The organism is Pseudomonas sp. CAU 1711 (assembly GCF_039888625.1).
GTDB lineage: Bacteria > Pseudomonadota > Gammaproteobacteria > Pseudomonadales > Pseudomonadaceae > Aquipseudomonas.
This window is the reverse complement of record NZ_JBDQQT010000021.1, coordinates 1-17,664: the sequence shown is the minus strand read 5'-3', so window position 1 is coordinate 17,664 and position 17,664 is coordinate 1. Positions and strand designations below refer to the sequence as shown.

Genomic DNA, 17,664 nt, shown 5'->3' with positions numbered 1-17,664 from the left:
CGTGGGCCGGTCGGTGGGTTACTCCTGTGGCCAACCCAGCCTACGATTGCTTCAGGCTTCTACCGCCACTGGCTGCGTGGTCAGCAGCCGCTTGATTTCCGGCACGCACGAGCCGCAGCTGGTGCCGCATTTCAGCTCGCGCTTGAGCCCGTCCAGGTCGAGGCCGCGCTCGATGCCTGCGCACACCGCGTCCTGGCTGACGTTCATGCAGTTGCACAGCACCTTGCTGGCCTTCATGCCGCCGCCCGGCGGGGTGGCCAGAGGTGCCAGCAGCCAGCGGCGCAGGTCGGCGTCGCTGTTGCCCTGTTCCCACAGGCCCTTGAGCCAGTCGCGGGCGGCGGTTTCGCCGGCCAGGCGCATGGCGACGATGCGCCCGCCCTCGAAGCGCACGCGTTTGCCCACGCCGCGCCGGGAGTCGTCGTAGGCCATCACCGGGCCTTGATCCAGGCCGAGCAGGGCATCGATCTCGGCCAGCAGGTCAGTATCCGGCGCCGCCTCGGCGGCGGCTCTGATCAGCAGGGCCGGGCGCTGCTCGCGGCCGGTTGGGGTCAGGCTGGCGTAGGCGAAGCGCTCGAACAGCGGGCGCAGGGCCGTGAAGCGCCGCTGCACGTCGTCCTCGATCAGGGCGAAGAACTGCCAGGGCAGCTCGGCGCGCTCGACCTGCACGCCGCTGATCTTCAGTTCCGGCTGTTTGGACAGTGGGTCGAAGGCCGGCTGGGTCAGCACGTTGGTGCCCAGGCCCTTGAGGAAGCGGTCGCCCCAGTGCATCGGCAGATAGGCCTGGCCGATCTGCAGGCTCGGATCGGCCTGTACCGGCAGCACCAAGGCGCCGCGCCGGCTGCGCAGGCGGATCAGCTCGCCGGACTGCAGGCCGCGGCTGTTCAGTTCGTCCGGGTGCAGACCGAGTACGGCCTCCGGCACGTGGCCGAACAGGCGCGCGGCGGTGCCGGTGCGGCTCATGCCGTGCCACTGGTCGCGCAGGCGGCCGGTGTTGAGCAGCAGCGGGAAATCCGCCTCGCGACGCTCGCGCGGTGGCACGAAGGGATCGGCGACGAAGCGCGCGCGCCCGCTGGTGGTGGGAAAGCGACCGTCCCCGTACAGCCGCGCGGTGCCCTGGCGGGCGCCGGCCGGGAAGGGCCATTGTTGCGGACCTTGGTCGTCCAGGATGGCGTAGCTGAGACCGGAAAGGTCCAGGTCGCGTCCCTGGGTCAGGTGCTTGTATTCCTCGAACAGTGCTTGCGCGCTGTTGAAGTCGAACAGGCTGGGCAGGCCGGGGCGTAGCTGTGGTTCCAGGCGACGGGCGAAGTCGCAGACGATCGCCCAGTCCGGCCGCGCCTCTGCGGGCGCTGGCACGGCGCGGCGCACATGGCTGATGCGCCGCTCGGAGTTGGTCACGCTGCCTTCCTTTTCGCCCCAGCTGGCGGCCGGGAGCAGAAGGTCGGCGTACTGGCAGGTCTCGGTGGTGAAGAAGGCTTCCTGCACCACTACGAAGGGGCACAGGGACAGCGCCTCGTGGATTTTCTGCTGGTCCGGCAGGGACTGCGCCGGGTTGGTGCAGGCGATCCACAGGGCCTTGATCCGGCCCTCGCGCACCGCCTCGAAGAGTTCCACGGCGGTCAGGCCGGTGTTCTCCGGCAGGCTGTCCACGCCCCAGTAGCGCGCCACTTCGGCGCGGTGCTCGGGGTTGGCCGCCTCGCGGTGGCCGGGCAGCAGGTTGGACAGGCTGCCGGTCTCGCGCCCGCCCATGGCATTGGGCTGGCCGGTGAGCGAGAAGGGCCCGGCGCCGACCTTGCCGATCTGGCCGGTGGCCAGGTGCAGGTTGATCAGCGCGCTGTTCTTGGCCGAGCCGGCGCTGGACTGGTTGAGGCCCATGCACCACAGGGAGAGGAAGGCCGGCGACTTGCCGATCAGCTCGGCGGCGCGGCGCAGGTCGCTCTCGTCGATGCCGCACAGGCGCGCGGCCTCGCTCGGCGGATAGTCGGCGGCCAGCTCGCGCAGGGCATCGAAGCCCTCGGTGTGGGCGGCGATATAGGCCGGGTCGTAGTCGCCACCCGCCAGCAGCAGGTGCAGCAGGCCATGGAACAGCGCCACGTCGGTGCCCGGGGCGATGGCCAGATGCAGGTCGGCCAGCTCGCAGGTGTCGGTGCGGCGCGGGTCGACCACGATGATCTTCATCTGCGGCCGCGCGGCCTTGGCCGCTTCCAACCGCCGGAAAAGAATGGGATGTGCGAAGGCCATATTGCTGCCGACGATCAGCAGGCAGTCGGCCTGCTCGATGTCCTCGTAGTTGCACGGCGGGGCGTCGGCGCCCAGGCTGCGCTTGTAGCCGACCACCGCCGAGCTCATGCACAGGCGCGAGTTGCTGTCGATGTTGTTGGTGCCGACCAGGGCCCGCGCCAGCTTATTGAAGGCGTAGTAGTCCTCGGTCAGCAGCTGGCCGGAGATGTAGAAGGCGACGCTGTCCGGGCCGTGCTCGCGAATGGTCTCGACGAACACGCTGGCGGCGTGGTCCAGGGCGCTGTCCCAGTCCGCGCGGCTGCGGGCCAGGCCCTTGCCCAGGCGCAGCTCGGGGTAGAGCGCGCGGGCGTCAAGGTCGCCGGTCAGGTGCAGGGACGAGCCCTTGCTGCACAGGCGGCCGAAGTTGGCCGGGTGGCTGGGGTCGCCGCTGACGCCGAGGATCTTCTCGTCGTCGTGCTCGATCAGCACGCCGCAGCCCACGCCGCAGTAGCAGCAGGTGGCGGCGGTGACCCGGGTGGCTTGCAGGGCGGTGTCAGACACGGGCGGCCCCCTCGGGTGCGGCCAGGCCGGCCGCTTCGATGCTGGCCTGGCCGAACATCAGATGGTCGCGCACGCCGCTGATATCGGCGCCGCCGCAGATCTGCTGGAAGTACCAGCTGCCGTCCAGGGTGTCGCCGTACAGGCAGCCGCCGACCAGCACGTCGTCCTTGATCACCAGCTTCTTGTACACGCTGCCGATCGGGTCGGAGAGGATGATGCTCTCGGTTCCCTCGCCGCCCATGAAATCGCCGGCGGAGAACAGGTCGATGCCGGTGACCTTGAGCTTGGTGGAGGTCACCGAGCCCTGGTAGCGGGCGGTGCCGAGCATGGCCAGGTGGTTGGCGCAGACCTTGGCCTGCTCGAACAGCGGGGCGACCAGGCCGTAGGCGATGCCGCGGTGGTTGGCGCACTCGCCGACCGCGTAGACGCGCGGATCAAAGGTCTGCAGGCAGTCGTCCACCTGGATGCCGCGGTTGCAGGGGATGCCGGCCTTCTCTGCCAGCTCGGTGTTGGGGCGCACGCCGGCCGCCATCACCACCAGGTCGGCGGGGATGGTGTCGCCGCTCTTGAACTGCACGGCGCAGACCCGGCCGGTGCCGTAGTCGAGCAGCTCGTCGGTCTGCTCGCTGAGACGGAAGCGGATGCCGCGCGCTTCCAGCGCCTGCTGCAGCAGTTTGCCGGCGGTCTGGTCGAGCTGGCGCTCCAGCAGCCAGTCGGCCAGGTGCACCACGGTGACCTGCATGCCGCGCTGGCGCAGGCCGTTGGCGGCCTCCAGGCCGAGCAGGCCGCCGCCGATGACCACGGCGTGGCTGTGGGTGCGGGCGGTGTCCATCATCTTCTGGGTGTCGGCGATGTCGCGGTAGGCGATCACGCCCTCCAGGCGGTTGCCCGGGACCGGTGGGATGAAGGGGTTGGAGCCGGTGGCCAGGATCAGCCGGTCGTACTGGGCGCTGCTGCCGTCGTCGGCGGTGACCAGGCGCTTCTTGCGATCGATGCTCACCACCTTGCGCCCCAGGCGCAGGTCGATGCCGTGCTTGCGGTACCAGTCGAGGTCGTTGAGCACGATCTCCTCGAAGCTCTGTTCGCCGGCCAGCACCGGAGACAGCAGGATGCGGTTGTAGTTTGGGTGCGGCTCGGCGCCGAACACGGTGATCTCGTACAGGTCCGGGGCGAGCCGGAGCAGCTCCTCAAGGGTTCTGACCCCGGCCATGCCGTTGCCTACCATCACCAGCTTGAGCTTGTTCATGCCGGTCCTCTCCTGCCTGGAATCACGGAAAACAAAAATCTCGGAAAACTAAAAAGGCGTCCCGCTAGCTGCCTAGCGAGGACGCCTTTGTCCTGAGCCCGATCTGTCGGGGAGCAGGGCCCTCTACGTTGAGGGCCCTGCCTGATGTCGATTTCCTTTCTGCAGACCCCGTGCCAACTTTATGAAAGCCAGGTTTTTCGTGGTTTCTGCGGGGTGCCGAGGAGGACTTTGGATTTTTTCGCACCCGTTTAAAGCGGTGCTGCGTCGTTGTGGTGCGCTCCTACAGGAGGACGACCAGCAGCGTTAGGTTGATTAGCAGCGAGACCAGCGCCACGCCGCGCCAGACCTTCAGCGGCTCGCGCTCCAGCAGCGGGCGCGGACGCAGGCTGAGGGCCTGGCGCTCGCCGTGCTCCAGGCTCAGCAGCCATTCTTCGGCCGTCTCGTAGCGCTCCTCCGGGTTGGCCGCCACGGCGCGCAGCAGGCAGTCGTCGAGCCAGGCCGGCAGGTCCGGGCGATAGCGGCTGGGCGCGGCCGGCTGGCCGAAGCGCGGGTGCTGGAAGGCCTCGATCTCGCCGTAGGGGTAGTGGCCGGTGAGCAGCAGGTAGAGGGTGACGCCGGCGGCGTAGAGATCCTGGCGGCGCTCCGGTGGGCTGCCCGCGAAGGCCTCGGGGGCGATGAAGCTGGGGGTGCCGGGCAGGCTGTGCTGTTCGTCGCGTGACAGGCCGGGGCAGAAGGCCAGGCCGAAGTCGAGCAGGCGCAGCTCGCCGTCGTCGCACCACAGCAGGTTCTCCGGCTTGATGTCGCGGTGCAGGATGTTGCGTCGGTGCAGCAGGCCCAGGGCCTTGAGCAGACGCGGCGCGAGGTCCTGCCATTCGGCCAGGCCCAGCGGCCCGGACAGGCGCAGGTGCTCGGCCAGGGTCTGGCCGGCGTACTCGCGCTGCACATAATAGAGATGCTGGCGCTGCGGCAGCGGATGGGCCTCGGGGAAGTGCCGGCCGGCCACGCGGCGCAGGAACCATTCCTCCTGCAGCAGGGCCGGGCCGGCCAGGCTGTCGTCGTGGCGGCTGGGCGGCAGCGTCTTGAGCAGCCAGCGTCGGGCCTGGGCGTCGCGCACCCGGTAGATCAGCGACTGGCGCGACTCGCCGAGCAGGCGCTCGACCTGCCAGCCCTCGAAATCCTGGCCTTCGCGCAGCCTGGGCGGCAGCGGCCACTGCTGCAACTGGGCCAGGGTGTCGGCCAGGTCGTGGTCGGGCAGGGCCTCGACCTGCACCAGCACGGCGCTTGCGTTGTCCTGGCTGCCGGCCAGGTGGGCGGCGGCGACCAGCGCGTTGCAGGCCGCGGTAGGATCGGTTTCGTCCAGCAACAGGCGGCGGATGCCGGCATCGCCCAGGGTCGACCAGACGCCGTCGCTGACCAGCAGGTAGCGCTCGCCCTCGCGCAGTTCGCCTTCCAGATAGTCGACCACCAGGTGCTGGTCCAGGCCCAGGGCGCGCTTGAGCACGTGCTGCATGCCTGGCTGCTCCCACACATGGTCCTCGCTGAGGCGCTCCAGCTGGCCCTGGTGCAGGCGATAGGCGCGGCAGTCGCCGACATGCGCCAGGGTGAAGCGGCGCCCGCGCAGGACCAGGGCGGAGAGGGTGGTGAGCAGCGGCTGGCCGCCGCTGCCGGCCTGCAGCCAGCGGTTGTGCGCCACCAGCAGGCGATCCAGCGACTGGGCCACGGCCCAGGTCTCGGGGGTGGAGTAGTAGTCCAGGGCCAGCGCCTGCAGGGTGGCGCGGGCGGCCAGGCCGCCGTCGGCGCACTGGCTAACGCCGTCGGCCAGGGCCAGCAGGAAGCCCTTGCTGGCGGCCAGGGCGGGGGCCGGGGTGACCACGCGCAGGGCGTCCTGGTTCTCCGCGCGCGGGCCGGTGGCGGTGGCTTCGCCGATGCTGAGTTGCAGGGCCATGGGGATTCTCTTGTCGTGCGAAGGGCGCCAGTTGGCGCCCTCGGTGTTGCAAGTCGGTTGAGACAAAGGCCGGGCCACCCAGCCTCCAAGGAGTGTCGCCACTCCACCTTTCCTGACCAGTGCGAGGAGTCTGCAGCCGCCCCGCCTTTGTCGCAACCGACCTGGGGCGGGTGACGGGGGTGAAGCCCGCCACCCGCCGCGAGGTCAAACCCGCGCCGCGGTCACGGCGGCCGAGCCCCAGGTGGTGCGCCAGCGCAGCTTGACGCCGTGCAGGCCGAACCAGGCCAGCACGCCGAGGCTGGCGAACAGCCACAGGCCCAGCTGGTAATCGCCGGTGGCCTGCTTGATGGCGCCCAGGCCCGCGGTCAGGCAGAAGCCACCGATGCCGCCGGCCATGCCGATCAGCCCGGTCATCACGCCGATCTCCTTGCGGAAGCGCTGCGGCACCAGCTGGAACACCGCGCCGTTGCCGGCGCCGAGGCTGAGCATGGCGACCACGAACAGGCCCAGGGCAGCGTAGGCGCTGGACAGGTTGAAGCCGACTGCGGCGATGCAGATGGAGGCGCAGGTATACATCACCAGCAGCGAGCGAATGCCACCGATGCGGTCGGCCAGGGCGCCGCCCAGCGGGCGCATCAGGCTGCCGGCGAAGACGCAGGCGGCGGTGTAGTAGCCGGCCTTGACCGGGTCGAAGCCGTACTGGTCATGGAAGTAGCCGGGCAGGGTACTGGCCAGGCCGAGGAAGCCGCCGAAGGTGATGCTGTAGAAGAACATGAACCACCAGCTGTCGCGGTCGCCGAGAGCCTTGAGGTAGTCGGCCAGGGCCTTGGGCGCCGGACGCTCGGGAGCGTTCTTGGCCACGCTGGCGAAGATGATCAGGGTCAGCACCAGCGGGATCAGGGCCAGGCCGAACACGTTGCTCCAGCCGAAGGCGGCGGCCAGGCCCGGGGCGAACAGGGCGGTCAGCACGGTGCCGGAGTTGCCGGCGCCGGCGATGCCCATGGCCTTGCCCTGGTGCTGCGGCGGGTACCACTGCGAGGCCAGCGGCAGGGCGACGGCGAAGGAGGCGCCGGCGAAGCCGAGGAACAGGCCGAGCAGCAGCGCCTGCTCATAGCTGTGGATGCCGAGCTGCCAGGCCACCGCCAGGGCGGCGATGACGATCACCTGGCCGACCAGGCCGGCGGTCTTCGGCGAGCTGCGGTCGGCCAGCAGGCCCATCACAAAGCGCAGCAGCGCGCCGGCCAGGATCGGCGTGGCGACCATCATGGCGCGTTGCTGGGTGGTCAGACCCAGGTCGGTGGCGATCTGCACGCCCAGCGGGCCGAGCACATACCAGACCATGAAACTCAGGTCGAAATAGAGGAACGCGGCGAACAGCGTCGGTGCGTGGCCGGCTTTCCAGAAACTTGTATTCATCCAACACCTCATCATCGAGTTAAAGTCCCGCCAGCGGCGCGGCGACGTGATCGTGGGCACGTCGCCTGGCCGCCGGAGGGAGAGCCCGGCGCTTGTGGCGCCCGGCCCCGTGGCCGAAGCCACAGCCAGGTTGAGAGAGTTACCGGCGAACGTCCGGATCGCGGTCCGTTCACCCGCCCCGTACGCTGGGGCCGAAACGCAAAAGGCGCCGCGCCACCCGGAGGTGACGCGACGCCTTTGTCGAATCTGTGGCAACCGCCGTTGGATGCCTCTGCGGAGGTATGAGCAAGACTCGGGCCAAATGGCCGCAGTGGCGCAAACCGGCCGGTGTAAGAGGGGATGCTGGGCGCGGGCTGATTCAAGACGGTGCGCATTGCGATTGATGCGCACCGCATTGAGGCGGGTGATGGGGCGGACAGGCTCATCGCTGCGCCAGTGCTGGGCAGGTCGATCTGACCGCGCCAGCGGCTTCCGCTACAATGCGCTGCGTTTTCAGCCTGCCGCGAGTCCCGCCATGTCCTGCCAGACCCCGATCATCGTTGCCCTCGACTTCCCCTCCCGCGACGCCGCGCTGGCTCTGGCCGAGCGGCTGGACCCGAAGCTGTGCCGGGTCAAGGTGGGCAAGGAGCTGTTCACCCGCAGCGGCCCGGCGGTGGTCGAAACCCTGCAGGCCAAGGGTTTCGAGGTGTTCCTCGACCTGAAATTCCACGACATTCCCAACACCACGGCGATGGCGGTCAAGGCCGCCGCCGAGCTGGGCGTGTGGATGGTCAATGTGCACTGCTCCGGCGGCCTGCGCATGATGGCGGCCTGCCGCGAGGAGCTGGACAAGCTCGCTGGGCGCAAGCCGCTGCTGATCGGCGTGACCGTGCTGACCAGCATGGAGCAGGACGACCTGGCCGGCATCGGCCTGGATATCCCGCCGCAGGAGCAAGTGCTGCGCCTGGCCGGGCTGGCCGCCCAGGCCGGCATGGATGGCCTGGTCTGCTCGGCCCAGGAGGCGCCGGCGCTGAAGGCCGCGCAGCCGGCCCTGCAGCTGGTCACCCCGGGCATCCGCCCGGCCGGCAGCGCCGCCGACGACCAGCGGCGCATTCTCACCCCGGCCAAGGCCCTGGCCGCGGGCTCCGACTACCTGGTGATCGGCCGACCGATCAGCCAGGCCGCCGATCCGGCCCAGGCGCTGGCCGCGATAGTCGGCGAGCTCGGCTGACGGCTATGCATCCATTTGGCTGATGAAGGCACCGTTACCTTCATCAGTCGAATGGATGAATCTGCACATCGCCGGCTGATAGTGCTGCTCGCCGCCGGAACGGCTGGCTAGACTCCGCTCATTCCCAACTCCCTGCGAGGATGCAGACATGAGCATGACTTTCTCCGGCAAGGTTGCCCTGGTCACCGGCGGTGCCGCCGGCATCGGTCGTTCCACCGCCCTGGCGTTCGCCGCCGAGGGCCTCCAGGTGGTGGTCTCCGACCTCGATGCGGCGGGTGGCGAAGGCACGGTGCAGGCCATTCGCGAGGCCGGCGGCGAGGCCATCTTCGTACGTTGCGACGTGACCCGCGACGCCGAGGTGCAGGCGCTGATGGAGCAGGTAGTGGCCACCTACGGTCGCCTCGACTACGCCTTCAACAACGCCGGCATCGAGATCGAGAAGGGCAGGCTGGCCGAGGGCAGCGAGGCCGAGTTCGACGCCATCATGGGCGTCAACGTCAAGGGCGTGTGGCTGTGCATGAAGTACCAGCTGCCGCTGCTACTGGCCCAGGGTGGCGGCGCCATCGTCAACACCGCCTCGGTGGCCGGCCTCGGCGCGGCGCCGAAGATGAGCATCTACGCCGCTTCCAAGCACGCGGTGATCGGCCTGACCAAGTCCGCCGCCATCGAATATGCGAAGAAGAAGATTCGCGTCAACGCCGTGTGCCCGGCGGTGATCGACACCGACATGTGGCGCCGCGCCGCCGAGGCCGACCCGAAGAAGGCCGAGTTCGTCGCCGGCATGCACCCGGTCGGGCGCATCGGCAAGCCGGAGGAGATCGCCGCCGCCGTGCTCTACCTGTGCAGCGACGCCGCCGGCTTCACCACCGGCCATGCGCTGGCGGTGGATGGCGGTTCCACCGCGATCTGATCGAAAGGGCGCCCAAGGCGCCCTTTTTGCATTCTGTTACGAGCTGATCGGGCCTTGGCGCGAAAAGCCAGTTACAAGGCCTGAGCCAGTCGTCAAGAATCGCAGCTGCGTCGCAGCCCGGAGAAAAACAACAATGACCTCAAGCGCCTTGACCACCACCTTCCTCCCCATCGCCCTGGGCATCATCATGCTCGGCCTGGGCCTGTCGCTGAGCCTGGCGGACTTCGCCCGGGTGGTGAAGTTTCCCAAACCGGTGCTGATCGGCCTGGGCTGCCAGCTGCTCCTGCTGCCGCTGGTGTGCTTCCTGATCGCCAAGGGCTTCGGTCTGGCGCCGGCCCTGGCTGTGGGCCTGATGCTGCTGGCCGCCTCGCCCGGTGGCACCTCGGCCAACCTCTATAGCCATCTGGCGCATGGCGACGTGGCGCTGAACATCACCCTGACGGCGGTGAACTCCGTGGTGGCCATCCTCACCATGCCCTTCATCGTCAACCTGTCGCTGGCCCATTTCATGGAGGGCGACCAGGCCATCCCGCTGCAGTTCGCCAAGGTAGTACAGGTGTTCGCCATCGTTCTCGGCCCGGTTGCCATCGGCATGCTGATACGCCGGCTGGCGCCGGGCTTCGCCAATGCCATGGAGAAGCCGGTGAAGATTCTCTCCGCGCTGTTCCTGCTGCTGGTGGTGGTGCTGGCCTTCGTCAAGGACTGGCAGACGGTGGTGGACTACGCCCCGGTGGTGGGCCTGGCGGCGCTGTTGTTCAATCTGATCAGCCTGGCCGTGGGTTACGGGGTGCCGCGTCTGCTGAAGCTGCCGCGCCGCCAGGCGGTGGCCATCGGCATGGAGATCGGCATTCACAACGGCACCTTGGCCATCGCCCTGGCGCTCAGCCCGGTGCTGCTGAACAACGCCACCATGGCCATTCCGGCCGCCATCTACAGCTTCATCATGTTCTTCACCGCCGCCGCCTTCGGCTGGTGGGTCAACTTCGCCCATGGCAAGGAACTGGCGGCCGAGGAGGTGCAGGCGGCCTGAGCCTGTAAGGCCCAACGAAAACGCCGCGCGATTGCGCGGCGTTTTCGTTTCCGATGTTTTGCCCCCCTCTCCCTAGCAGCTTGTTGAAATTCGTCGACGCGCTGTCTGGCTCTGCGGCATGAGCGTGTTCACGGGAAAGGTGCGCCCGGGGCCTGCAAAATCGGGCTATTTCATCGGTCAGACGCCTGAGTAAGGCTATCCGACCGAGACCACTGCTATCACAACGCGGTGCTCGCAGTCATCGCGGTGAATTTCAACAAGCTGCTAGGGCTCTGGTTCGCGAGTGGGGTTTCTACGCAGGCACTCAACTCATTCGATCCAGCAAAAACGCCGTGCCCCCAAGAAAAGGGGGCACGCCGTTATTTTTAACTGAACAGAATTACCGCAGTGGAGGTTTTTTTCAGGCGCGGCGGCGGAACAGCGGCAGCGGCTGGTCGGTGGAGGCCTGGTAGACCTCGCCGAACTCCTCGAAGGCCTTCAGAGCATCGACCGGGTCCTTGTCCGCGCGCAGGGCGAAGGCGTCGAAGCCGACGCGCTGGTAGGAGAACAGCTGGTCGCGCAGCACGTCGCCGATGGCGCGCAGCTCGCCCTTGTAGCCGTAACGGTTGCGCAGCAGGTAGGCGCTGGAGCAGTGGCGGCCGTCGGTGAAGGCGGGGAAGTTCAGCGCGATCACCTGGAAGCTGTCCAGTGAGTCGACGATCTCCTCGATCTCCTCGCCGGCCTCCAGCCACACGCCGAGGCCGCCGTCGCGGGCCTTGAGCGCGTGAGCGTGCTCGCGCCACAGCGCCAGCGGCACGATCAGGTCGTCGCTGTTGCTGATGCTGTCGAGGCTGGCGTCGGCCGGCAGCAGGTGCCAGGTCTCGTCCAGCACCTGGCCGTTCTTAATGATTCGCTGCATAGACGCGCTCCTTGAACGGGTCGATTCCGATACGGCGGAAGGTGTCGAGGAAGCTCTCTTCCTCGGTGCGCTGTTCGACGTAGACCTTGATCAGCTTGTCGATCACGTCGGCCATTTCCTCCTGGGCGAAGGACGGGCCGAGGATCTGCGCCAGGCTGGCTTCGCGGCCGGCGCTGCCGCCGAGGGATACCTGGTAGAACTCCTGGCCCTTCTTGTCCACGCCGAGGATGCCGATGTGGCCGACGTGGTGATGGCCGCAGGCGTTCATGCAGCCGGAGATGTTCAGCTCGAGGTCGCCGATGTCGAACAGGTAGTCGAGGTCGTCGAAGCGGCGCTGGATGGCCTCGGCCACCGGGATCGACTTGGCGTTGGCCAGGGAGCAGAAGTCGCCACCCGGGCAGCAGATGATGTCGGTCAGCAGGCCCACGTTCGGCGTGGCGAAGCCCAGCTCGCGCAGTTCGCCCCACAGGCTGAACAGCTGCTGCTGCTCGACGTCGGCGAGAATGATGTTCTGGTTGTGGCTGTTGCGCACCTCGCCGAAGCTGTAGCGATCGGCCAGGTCGGCGATGGCATCGAGCTGCTTGTCGGTGACGTCGCCCGGGGCCACGCCGGTGGGCTTGAGCGACAGGGTCACGGCGACGTAGCCCGGTTGCTTGTGCGCCACGGTATTGCGCTGGCGCCAGCGGGCGAAGCCTGGGTGCTGGGCGTCGAGGGCGGCCAGCTCGGCGTCCTGGTCGGCCAGGGTCTTGTACGCCGGGTCGACGAAGTGGGCGGAGACCCGCGCTACCTCGGCGGAGGTCAATGTGGTCGGGCCATCCTTGAGGTGGGCGAACTCGGCGTTGACCTTCTCGGCGAAGACTTCCGGAGTCAGCGCCTTGACCAGGATCTTGATGCGCGCCTTGTACTTGTTGTCGCGACGGCCATAGCGGTTGTACACGCGCAGGATGGCGTCGAGGTAGGACAACAGGTGCTGCCAGGGCAGGAACTCGTTGATGAAGCTGCCGACGATAGGCGTTCTGCCCAGGCCGCCGCCGACGGAGACGCGGAAGCCCAGCTCGCCGGCCTCGTTCTTCACCGCTTCCAGGCCGATGTCGTGCACCTCGATGGCGGCGCGGTCGCTCACGGCGCCGTTGACGGCGATCTTGAACTTGCGCGGCAGGTGGGTGAACTCGGGGTGGAAGGTCGACCACTGGCGGATGATCTCGCACCAGGGGCGCGGGTCGACCAGTTCGTCGCGGGCCACGCCGGCGAACTGGTCGGTGGTGGTGTTGCGGATGCAGTTGCCGCTGGTCTGGATCGCGTGCATCTGCACGCTGGCCAGCTCGGCGAGGATTTCCGGCACGTCTTCCAGCTCCGGCCAGTTGAACTGTACGTTCTGCCGGGTGCTGATGTGGGCGTAGCCCTTGTCGTAGTCGCGAGCGATCTTGGCCATCATGCGCACTTGCCTGGACGACATCAGGCCGTAGGGCACGGCGACGCGCAGCATCGGCGCATAGCGCTGGATATAGAGGCCATTCTGCAGGCGCAGCGGGCGGAACTCGTCGCCGGAGAGTTCGCCGGCCAGGTAGCGGCGGGTCTGGTCGCGGAACTGCTTGACGCGGTCCTCGACTATCCGCTGATCGTACTCGTCGTATACGTACATATTCGTCCTGTGATTCAGGCTGCTGCTTTATTCAGGCTGGTGCGTTCGGGCACGGCAACGCGCCCCTTCTGAGGGGCCGGGCGAAGATAGCAGTTCGCGAATATGCATAAAAATGATGTTTATATATAAGCACTTCACAAAAAGTGATAAGGCCGATGTGCATGGTCATCCGCTTGAGCGCGGCTCGGACCTGGTCTTAACTCATGACGAGTTACTTACATCAATAAGAGGGGGAAGTCATGACCGAGCAGGAAAAGGACAGTGTCGTCGATGCCTGGGCCATCCTCATGCTGATTCTGATAGCGGTCAGCACGGCCGTATTTTGGGTCAGTCAGCAATAGCCGGGAGAACGGAGACCGGCATCGGCGGCCGGCCCTCGCATTGTCTCGAGCGGTGGTGGCCGGGGGGGGGGGCGATGCGTGGTGACCTTGCCGTTTCTGGACTCGGAGCGCTGTTCGTCCGTGTTCTTCTCTTTCTGGGCCTGACGTTCTGCGGCTCCATGGCCCAGGCTACTTCCGTGATTTTCCTCAACCCCGGTTTTTCCAACGAGCCTTTCTGGGTCGCCTATTCCCGCTACATGGAAGATGCCGCTGGCGACCTTGGCATGCAGCTCGAGGTGCTCTATGGCGAGCGCCAGCCACAGAACGTACTGATCCATGCGCGCAGCCTTCTGCAACGCCCGCGCAAGCCCGACTACCTGCTGTTCGTTAACGAGCAATATGCCGCTCCCGAACTGCTCCGACTGTTCGCCGACAGCGGCATTCGCCTGTTCGCCCTGCATAGCACCCTGACGCCGGAACAGCAGAGCCTTCTCGGCGGTCCGCGGGAGAAGTACGCCAACTGGATCGGCAGCCTGGTGCCCAACGATGAGGAGGCCGGTTACCTGATGGCCAAGGCGCTGCTCGTGCAGGCTGCGCCGGGCGAGGAGCTGGTGGCGTTCTCCGGGGTCAAGAACACGCCGTCCGCCTTCCTGCGCGAGGCCGGCCTGCATCGGGCGCTGGCCGAGTATCCGCAGGTGCGCCTGCGCCAGGTGCTGTATGGCGAATGGAAGCAGCAGCGCGCCTATGAGCAGGCCGCGGCGCTGCTGCCGCGCTATCCGCATGTGGGGCTGGTGTGGGCGGCCAATGACGAGATGGCCTTCGGCGCCATGCGCGCCGCCGAGGAGCAGGGGCGGCGACTGCGCTACAGCGCGCTGAACAACTCCGGGCGGGCGCTGCAGGCGCGCGTCGAGGGGCGTTTCGCCGCGCTGGCCACCGGTCACTTCATCCTGGGCGGCTGCGCCATGGTCATGCTCCACGATCATGCCGCCGGCCGCGACTTCGCCGAGCGCGGTGGCGTGGCGCAGATGGCGCGTCTGCTGCGCCTGGTCGATGCCGGCGAGGCGGCCAGGCTCAAGGCTCGCCTGCAGCGCTCCGACATAGGGCTGGATTTCCGCGCCTTCAGCGCCGTTCGCCGACCTTCCGCCAAACAGTACGCTTGCTCCATCGATAGCCTGTTGCACTAGCGCGTTTCGGAGTTTTTCGCAAAAGATCCGGAGCTTTTCGCAAGAACCCCTCATGGCCCTGTCACTAGAGTCCTGCATCCCATTGCAGGGGTGCGTCACTGGTGTCGGGTCGGACTCGACGCAAGGCGCGATTGCTGGCCGTTTCCGGGAGGGGAGCGGCATGATGACGCCGGCAGTGGGCGTCAGTCTTCGCAGCCCGGTCCGTGCGGTCGGGCATGTCGGTGCCCGCCATGCGCGGGCGCTTCTGCCAACCCGTCGCGGTCTATCCCGCGGCCATAACAACAAGCGAGAGGGCATCCTCCCATGACAGCCAGTACTCCCATGCTGATCACTTTCGTGGTGTATATCGCCGCGATGGTTCTGATCGGCCTCATCGCCTACCTGCGTACCAAGAACCTGTCCGACTACATCCTCGGTGGCCGCAGCATCGGCAGCTTCGTCACCGCGCTGTCTGCCGGCGCCTCCGACATGAGTGGCTGGCTGCTGATGGGCCTGCCGGGCGCCATCTTCGTCGCCGGCATCTCCGAGAGCTGGATCGCCATCGGCCTGGTCATAGGCGCCTACCTGAACTGGCTGTTCGTCGCCGGCCGCCTGCGCGTGCAGACCGAGCACAACGGCAATGCCCTGACCCTGCCGGACTACTTCACCAACCGTTTCGAGGACAACAGCCGCATCCTGCGCATCTTCTCGGCCCTGGTGATCCTGGTGTTCTTCACCATCTACTGCGCCTCGGGCGTGGTGGCTGGTGCCCGCCTGTTCGAGAGCACCTTCGGCCTCTCCTACGAAACCGCCCTGTGGGCCGGCGCCGCCGCCACCATCGCCTACACCTTCGTCGGTGGCTTCCTGGCGGTGAGTTGGACCGACACCGTGCAGGCCACCCTGATGATCTTCGCCCTGATCCTCACCCCGATGGTGGTGATGATCGCCACTGGCGGCTTCGATCCGGCCATGACCGCCATCCAGGCCGTCGATGCCTCCCACTTCGACATGCTCAAGGGCGCCACCTTCATCGGCGTGATCTCGCTGATGGCCTGGGGCCTGGGCTACTTCGGCCAGCCGCACATCCTGGCGCGCTTCATGGCCGCCGAGTCGGTCAAGGCCATCCCGGCCGCCCGCCGCATCTCCATGACCTGGATGATCCTGACCCTGGCCGGTGCCGTGGCCGTGGGCTTCTTCGGCATCGCCTACTTCGCCGCCCACCCGGAAGTGGCCGGCCCGGTCGGCGAGAACCCCGAGCGGGTGTTCATCGAGCTGTCCAAGCTGCTGTTCAACCCGTGGATCGCCGGCATCCTGCTGTCCGCCATCCTGGCTGCGGTGATGTCCACCCTGAGCTGTCAGCTGCTGGTGTGCTCCAGCGCCCTGACCGAGGACTTCTACAAGGCCTTCCTGCGCAAGAACGCCAGCCAGATTGAACTGGTCTGGGTCGGTCGCGCCATGGTGCTGCTGGTGGCGGTGGTCGCCATCGTACTTGCCTCCAACCCGGATAACCGCGTGCTGGGCCTGGTGTCCTACGCCTGGGCCGGCTTTGGCGCCGCCTTCGGTCCGGTGGTGATCCTCTCCGTGCTGTGGAAGGGCATGACCCGCAATGGCGCCCTGGCCGGCATGATCGTCGGAGCGGTGACCGTGGTGGTGTGGAAGAACTGGATCGGCCTGGGCCTGTACGAAATCATCCCGGGCTTCATCCTCGCCACCCTCGCCATCCTGGTCTTCAGCCGCATCGGCAATGCGCCGTCCGTCACCATGCACCAGCGTTTCGACGAGGCCGAGCAGGAGTACCGCGACGCGCATATCTGAGTACCCCACGCGCCGCGGGCCGGTCGTCCCGCTGCGCGTTACCGCCGCGGCGCATCACTCCCTCATCGGTGTGGCGCGGCACCACGCACGACCTGTTAGTGCTTTACGGCCCGCGTCCCTCCCGACGCCGGGCCGTTTTTTTGCCCGCGATTTCTCTCCGGCTGGCATAGAATGCGCCGCCCAGCCCAATTGCCGCATGCCATGACTCCGACCGCCATCGCCACCCTGCAGCAGCACCTGCTCGCGGCCTTCGTCGATTTGCCGGACGAGGCGCGCCGCCTGTTCCATGGGCGCGGCCGGTGCTGGCCGGGGCTGGAGCAGGTCACGGTCGACTGGCTGCAGGGCGTGCTGCTGGTATCGCTGTTCCGCGAGCCGGCGGCGGACGAACTGACGCAGCTCAGGGCCATGCTGCTGGAGCTGACGGGCGCGCCGGCCTGGCCCTGCGGCTGCCATCTGCTCTTGCAGCAGCGCTATCGGCCCGATAGCGCCACCGAGGCCCTGTTCGGCGAAGTGCCCGAGACCTGGGAGGTGCAGGAGGGCGGGCTGCGCTACCTACTGGATCTGGGGCGCAAGCAGAACAACGGCCTGTTTCTCGACATGCGCCTGGGCCGGCAGTGGGTGCGCGAGCACGCCGCCGGGCTGCGGGTGCTCAACCTGTTCGCCTACACCTGCGCCTTCTCGGTGGCCGCCATCGCCGGTGGCGCCGCACGGGTGGTCAACCTCGACATGTCGCGTCCGGCGCTCAGTCGTGGTCGCGACAACCATCGCCTGAACGGGCATGACCTGGGGCGGGTGAGCTTTCTCGGCCACGACCTGTTCAATTCCTGGGGCAAGCTGCGCCGCGAGGGGCCCTTCGAGCTGGTCATCGTCGATCCGCCGAGCTTCCAGAAGGGCAGCTTCGTGCTGACGCGCGACTACGCCAGAATCATGCGCCGCCTGCCCGAACTGCTGGCGCCGGGCGGGCAGGTGCTGCTCTGCTGCAACGACCCGGGCATCGCGCCCGGCTTCCTGGTCGAGGAAATGGCCCGCGAGGCGCCGCAGCTGGCTCTGGTCGAGCGTCTGGCCAATCCCCCCGAGTTCGTCGACAGCGATCCGGATGCCGGGCTCAAGGTGCTGTTGTTCCGCCAGGGGTAGAACGCGAACGTCCCGCAGGTGCGTAATGCTGTTCACTTAAGGAAATTCTGAAGAAGACTTCCCGAATCTGGTGAAATACGCCGATCCCGTTGCCCGAGTTTCCCGATGAAGCAGATGACCTTCGCCGATGCCGAGTACGCCGGCAAGCGCAAGCAGA

General features: G+C 67.4%; 11 protein-coding genes and 1 pseudogene. 6 read left to right on the top strand and 6 right to left on the bottom strand.

Annotation, left to right across the window (positions count from 1 at the left end):
* Window positions 1-51 precede the first annotated feature (51 nt).
* The 4 genes and pseudogenes from AAFN46_RS19475 to AAFN46_RS19460 all read right to left on the bottom strand — a co-directional run bounded on the left by AAFN46_RS19475 (window position 52) and on the right by AAFN46_RS19460 (window position 7,385).
* Window positions 52-2,778: a molybdopterin-dependent oxidoreductase gene (locus tag AAFN46_RS19475; protein ID WP_347810354.1), complete on the bottom strand. Its 2,727-nt coding sequence runs from the start codon at window positions 2,776-2,778 to the stop codon at window positions 52-54.
* A gap of 37 nt (window positions 2,779-2,815) precedes the next feature.
* Window positions 2,816-4,024: pseudogene (locus AAFN46_RS19470) on the bottom strand (FAD-dependent oxidoreductase); the annotation flags it as partial.
* Between the two features lie 280 nt (window positions 4,025-4,304).
* The gene (locus AAFN46_RS19465) at window positions 4,305-5,969 is read right to left on the bottom strand and encodes a bifunctional protein-serine/threonine kinase/phosphatase (RefSeq protein ID WP_347810353.1); all 1,665 of its coding nucleotides are present in this window, start codon (window positions 5,967-5,969) and stop codon (window positions 4,305-4,307) included.
* A 204-nt stretch (window positions 5,970-6,173) separates the two neighbouring features.
* Window positions 6,174-7,385, bottom strand: a complete 1,212-nt coding sequence (locus AAFN46_RS19460) for a nitrate/nitrite transporter (RefSeq protein WP_347810352.1) — start codon at window positions 7,383-7,385, stop codon at window positions 6,174-6,176.
* A gap of 514 nt (window positions 7,386-7,899) precedes the next feature.
* Here AAFN46_RS19460 and pyrF point away from each other — a divergent pair.
* The 3 genes from pyrF (at window position 7,900) to AAFN46_RS19445 (ending at window position 10,535) form a co-directional block, all read left to right on the top strand.
* On the top strand, window positions 7,900-8,595 hold the full coding sequence (gene pyrF, locus AAFN46_RS19455; RefSeq protein ID WP_347810351.1) for an orotidine-5'-phosphate decarboxylase: 696 nt from the start codon (window positions 7,900-7,902) through the stop codon (window positions 8,593-8,595).
* 148 nt (window positions 8,596-8,743) lie between these two features.
* On the top strand, window positions 8,744-9,505 hold the full coding sequence (locus AAFN46_RS19450) for an SDR family oxidoreductase (protein WP_347810350.1): 762 nt from the start codon (window positions 8,744-8,746) through the stop codon (window positions 9,503-9,505).
* A gap of 133 nt (window positions 9,506-9,638) precedes the next feature.
* Window positions 9,639-10,535, top strand: coding sequence for a bile acid:sodium symporter family protein (locus AAFN46_RS19445; RefSeq protein ID WP_347810349.1), 897 nt, complete (start codon window positions 9,639-9,641; stop codon window positions 10,533-10,535).
* 400 nt (window positions 10,536-10,935) lie between these two features.
* On the opposite strand, the gene AAFN46_RS19440 is transcribed toward AAFN46_RS19445, so the two are convergent.
* Complete coding sequence (locus AAFN46_RS19440) at window positions 10,936-11,433, bottom strand: DUF934 domain-containing protein (RefSeq protein WP_347810348.1); 498 nt, start codon at window positions 11,431-11,433, stop codon at window positions 10,936-10,938.
* Window positions 11,417-13,075, bottom strand: a complete 1,659-nt coding sequence (locus AAFN46_RS19435) for a nitrite/sulfite reductase (RefSeq protein WP_347810347.1) — start codon at window positions 13,073-13,075, stop codon at window positions 11,417-11,419. The genes AAFN46_RS19440 and AAFN46_RS19435 overlap by 17 nt, the downstream gene beginning before the upstream one ends.
* Window positions 13,076-13,592: 517 nt before the next feature.
* Here AAFN46_RS19435 and AAFN46_RS19430 point away from each other — a divergent pair.
* The 3 genes from AAFN46_RS19430 to AAFN46_RS19420 all read left to right on the top strand — a co-directional run bounded on the left by AAFN46_RS19430 (window position 13,593) and on the right by AAFN46_RS19420 (window position 17,507).
* Complete coding sequence (locus AAFN46_RS19430; RefSeq protein WP_347810346.1) at window positions 13,593-14,579, top strand: ABC transporter substrate-binding protein; 987 nt, start codon at window positions 13,593-13,595, stop codon at window positions 14,577-14,579.
* Between the two features lie 303 nt (window positions 14,580-14,882).
* A complete protein-coding gene (gene putP / locus AAFN46_RS19425) occupies window positions 14,883-16,373 on the top strand; it encodes a sodium/proline symporter PutP (protein ID WP_347810345.1) in 1,491 nt (496 codons plus the stop codon).
* Window positions 16,374-16,574: 201 nt separating this feature from the next.
* Entirely contained in the window at window positions 16,575-17,507 is a 933-nt protein-coding gene (locus AAFN46_RS19420) for a class I SAM-dependent methyltransferase (protein WP_347810344.1), read from the top strand.
* Window positions 17,508-17,664 lie beyond the last annotated feature (157 nt).